We start from the raw sequence: 3,674 nt of genomic DNA, 5'->3' as shown, positions 1-3,674 counted from the left end.
GTTTTTATATTTATTACTACATTGAAAGATTATTCTTTTATACTTAGAGGTTGAGTGCCAGGTTTTAGTTGTATAAACACTTCCACAATCACCACAAATAACTTTATTAGCAAATACACTTTTATTTATATTCTTATTTTTAAGATTACCTCTTTTTTCAAATTCTTCTTGAACTAGTTCAAATTGTTCTTTGGTTATAATGGAAGGGTGACTGTTTTCAACATAATACTTTGGAACTTCTCCATTATTAACCTTTCTCTTTTTTGATAAAAAGTCTGTTGAATAAGTTTTTTGAAGAATTGCATTACCAGTATATTTTTCATTTTGCAACATGCTTTTAATAGTTGAACCATACCACTTAATAGTTCCTCTTACATTTAGAACTTTTTTATCTTCTAATTCTCTTGCAATTGCATTAGGGGCTATGCCTTGTAAGTATCTTGAATAAATATATCTAACTATATTTGCTTCTCTTTCATTAATTACAATATTACCATTATCATCCTTTTCGTAGCCAAGAAAGCTACCATAAGACATTTTTACTTTGCCTTCTTCAAATCTCTTTCTTATCCCCCAGGTACAGTTTTCAGAAATGGATCTAGATTCTTCTTGAGCAAGGGATGACATTATAGTAATAAGCAATTCTCCTTTACTGTCCAGTGTCCAGATGTTCTCTTTCTCAAAATAGATTTCTATTCCTTTTTCTTTTAATTTTCTAACAGTTGTTAAACTGTCTACAGTGTTTCTTGCAAACCTGCTAACGCTCTTAGTAATTATTAAATCAATTTTACCGGTCTGTGCATCTTGTACCATTGATTTAAAACCTTCTTTCTTTTTAGTACTAGTTCCTGATATTCCTTCATCAGTATAAACACCAGCAAAATCCCATTCATGTTTATTTTTAATGTAAGAAGAATAGTATTTAACTTGTGTTTCATAACTTGATAATTGCTTTTTATTCTCTGTTGAAACTATAATTGATTCTATAATACTTATATTAATATTATCACCATATATTAGTATATAATTTATAAATGTAAGACAATGTATTATATTTGTAAGCAAATTTGTTTACAATTTATTGTTATTTTATTATAGTATAAATACAAGGAGCAAGAAAATGAATAATAAAGCAAGCATTACAGTTAGGACAGATATACAAGCTAAAAAGGATGCTCAGAGGATTCTTTCAAGTCTAGGTCTTGATATGAGTACTGCAATAAATATTTTTTTGAGACAAGTTATTCAAGAAGAAGGACTTCCCTTTAAAGTTGTTCTAAAACAACCAAATTGTTTTCGTCAAGTGAAAAATACCCCAAGCTTCAATTCAAAAAAGGTCCACTATTTTGTTCCATTTAGCCATGCAATAGTATCCTCATATCTATAACTCACGTCTCTAGTCATATCTAAAATATGTGCTCTATGAGCCAGCCTGTCCACCATCGCCCCAGTAAGCGTTGGATCTTTAAAGATCTCTTCCCATCTATCAAAGGTCAAATTAGTATTTATTATAATTGAGCCTTTATCATTTCGATTTGAAAGTAAATTAAATAAGATTTCACAACCTGCTTTATCAAATGAGACATAACCTAATTCATCTAAAATTACTAAATCATATTTTTCAAATTTTCTCTTATAAATATTTAACTGATTTAAGCTCATTGCCTCCTTTAATTCTATTATTAAATTTGGGACCGAAATGAATAATACACTCATTCCTTGCATGATTGCTTTTACTCCTAGTCCTATGGAAAAATGTGATTTACCCGATCCTGGGGGGCCTATTAGAATCAGATTTTCTTTGTTTTCAATAAAGAATAAATCCTCTAAATTTTTGAATTTAGTTTGTAATTCTTCATTGTATATACTCTGATCAAAATCTTCTAAATATTTTTTTGTACTAAACTTTGCTAATCTTAGTCTTCGTTTGATTCCATTAGATTTTCTTCTTAAATATTCATTTTCAAGAACATTTTCTAAAAATTCTTTATATCCCATTTTAGTATGAGAAGCTTCTTCTATTAATAATTGATAATTATCTTTTATATATGATAATTTTAATTCACTTGAAAGTTCTTTTATATTCATTTTAACAATTTCCTCCTATACATATGTTATTATACTTACTAGTTTGAGTTCTTGTAGCTGCATCAATTTTAAGTCTATCTTCTTTTATTTTTGATTTAGAATCATCTGTAGAGAAAGAAATAGACGATAATACAATTTCAATTAACTCATCAATATTTTTTTCTTTATTTTTTCTAAGAATATCTATAAAAATCTTAGGTCCTTTGCTAAAATGTTCATCATAGATGGATTTCAGCCTTGGTTTGCTTTTTAAAGCTAGTGAATTCTTTAATGCTCCAGGTTTTTTAATAAAAGTATTTAAATAATGGTTAATATCGATACTAGTATTACGGAATCCATCTATTTTTTTATGTTTACATACTAAACAATTATTTACATAAATCTCTATATGATCATAATATATCTTTGCATTTACTGTTTTACCTACTAAATATTCAGGAACTGAATAAAAGTTATTTTCACTTTGAACAAAGCTGTATTTATTCACTTTTAGCATTGTAATATCTGCTAATTCAAGCTTTGGTTTATGTGGTAATAGATATTTTTTTTCTTCATTAATTTTACTTTTTTTGTTTAAATCTAGTAATTGTGTTCTTAAATGCTCTCTAGCTTCTTCAAAAGATTTAAACTTATAATGTTTTGCAAACACTTTATTACGAATTACCTTTACACTATTTTCTACATAACCTTTCTCATTACCACTAAAACAATTTGTGACATTTATTTCAAAACCATAATACAGTGATAAATTTATTAAATCTTTATTTAGTTCCTTTTCATTTTTACCAATAAATTTTGAAACAACATTTCTCATATTGTCATAAACAACTTCTTTGTAAACTCCTTTTATCATTTCAAAAAATTGTACATGGGAATCCATAAAAACATCTTTCTTCTGATTCTTGTAAAGATAAGCCCATCTAAAATTTCCTCCTGGAGATGATAAAACAGCTAAATGATAAGTTGCTACTTCTCCATCAATTACTAATTTTACTTCACCAAAATCATATTCTAATCTATCGCCATAATCGTATTCTTGTTTAATAAAACATTCTCTTGCCTTGTGTCGCTTCTCCTTTATCTTATTACTTACTGTTGTAAGTCCTATATCAAAACCTTCAGCAAGCATTAGTTCATAAATTTGATAATATGTTAAATATTGTTTGTTTTGACCTAATACTTTACATTTTTCAACTTCTTCTTCTAATATTTGGTTTAAAAAATGATCCATTTCATCACTAAATTTTCTACATTTTCTTGTAGATGAATCATAAGTTGGTGCTGTACAAATCTTTTCTTGTATTTCCCTATGATTAGATTTTTCATCTTTTAAAAGTTCCTGCTGTTCAACATATTTGTTCCAATATCTTGCTATTGTTTTTCTATCTATTGATAACATTTTAGAAACCTTTCTATTAGAAAAACCTTTTTGTTTCAATTTGATAATTGAATAATAATCCATCATTGATAGCACTCCTAATTTTCCTCCAATATAAATATTTATATATTGAAGTTTATTTTTAGAGTGGACCGTATTTCAACTGAAAATTTAAAAAATTTGGGGTATATTTAGAGTACCATATACA

4 protein-coding genes are annotated in these 3,674 nt (G+C 27.1%); 1 reads left to right on the top strand and 3 read right to left on the bottom strand.

Annotated features, from left to right (window positions below; all coding sequences use genetic code 11):
• On the bottom strand, positions 1-1,065 hold a 1,065-nt coding region (locus tag ACPKM0_RS05700), incomplete at its 3' end, for a recombinase family protein (RefSeq protein WP_472474153.1).
• A gap of 55 nt (positions 1,066-1,120) precedes the next feature.
• On the opposite strand from ACPKM0_RS05700, the gene ACPKM0_RS05695 reads away from it, so the two are divergent.
• On the top strand, positions 1,121-1,387 hold the full coding sequence (locus ACPKM0_RS05695) for a type II toxin-antitoxin system RelB/DinJ family antitoxin (protein ID WP_472474151.1): 267 nt from the start codon (positions 1,121-1,123) through the stop codon (positions 1,385-1,387).
• Here the strand turns inward: ACPKM0_RS05695 and istB are convergent.
• Both istB and ACPKM0_RS05685 read right to left on the bottom strand, forming a co-directional pair.
• Entirely contained in the window at positions 1,342-2,088 is a 747-nt protein-coding gene (gene istB / locus ACPKM0_RS05690; RefSeq protein ID WP_472474149.1) for an IS21-like element helper ATPase IstB, read from the bottom strand. The genes ACPKM0_RS05695 and istB overlap by 46 nt on opposite strands.
• 1 nt (position 2,089) lies before the next feature.
• Entirely contained in the window at positions 2,090-3,553 is a 1,464-nt protein-coding gene (locus ACPKM0_RS05685; RefSeq protein ID WP_472474147.1) for an IS21/IS408/IS1162 family transposase, read from the bottom strand.
• Between the last annotated feature and the right edge of the window lie 121 nt (positions 3,554-3,674).

The organism is Pleomorphochaeta sp. (assembly GCF_050031695.1).
In the GTDB taxonomy this organism is placed as follows: Bacteria; Spirochaetota; Spirochaetia; order Sphaerochaetales; family Sphaerochaetaceae; genus Pleomorphochaeta.
Note: the sequence above shows the minus strand (reverse complement) of the source record. Positions and strands in the feature narration are given on the sequence as shown.

Excerpts from the sequence above, each read along its gene's own strand:
- ACPKM0_RS05685 (WP_472474147.1), bottom strand. The coding sequence starts at position 3,553 with ATGATGGATTATTATTCAATTATCAAATTGAAACAAAAAGGTTTTTCT.
- istB (WP_472474149.1), bottom strand. The coding sequence starts at position 2,088 with ATGAATATAAAAGAACTTTCAAGTGAATTAAAATTATCATATATAAAA.
- ACPKM0_RS05695 (WP_472474151.1), top strand. The coding sequence starts at position 1,121 with ATGAATAATAAAGCAAGCATTACAGTTAGGACAGATATACAAGCTAAA.